The following is a 504-nucleotide window of genomic DNA, read 5'->3' as shown; positions in this document are numbered from 1 at the left end:
TGGTTGTAGACCCGAAACCAGGTGATCTACCCATGTCCAGGGTGAAGGTAAGGTAACACTTACTGGAGGCCCGAACCCACGTACGTTGAAAAGTGCGGGGATGAGGTGTGGGTAGCGGAGAAATTCCAATCGAACCTGGAAATAGCTGGTTCTCTCCGAAATAGCTTTAGGGCTAGCCTCGCGGCTAAGAATCTTGGAGGTAGAGCACTGTTTGGACTAGGGGTCCATCCCGGATTACCGAATTCAGACAAACTCCGAATGCCAATGATTTATACGCGGGAGTCAGACTGCGAGTGATAAGATCCGTAGTCAAAAGGGAAACAGCCCAGACCACCAGCTAAGGTCCCCAAGTAATCGTTAAGTGGAAAAGGATGTGACGTTGCTTAGACAACCAGGATGTTGGCTCAGAAGCAGCCATCATTTAAAGAGTGCGTAATAGCTCACTGGTCGAGTGACGCTGCGCCGAAAATGTATCGGGGCTAAACGATTCACCGAAGCTGTGGA

General features: G+C 50.2%; 1 rRNA gene. It reads left to right on the top strand.

Annotated elements, in window-relative coordinates:
* A 23S ribosomal RNA gene (locus V514_RS0117575) occupies nucleotides 1-504 on the top strand; the annotation flags it as partial.

Origin of the sequence: Kurthia huakuii LAM0618, from assembly GCF_000505545.1 — a bacterium.
GTDB classification, from domain to species: Bacteria; Bacillota; Bacilli; order Bacillales_A; family Planococcaceae; genus Kurthia; species Kurthia huakuii.
Note: the sequence above shows the minus strand (reverse complement) of the source record. Positions and strands in the feature narration are given on the sequence as shown.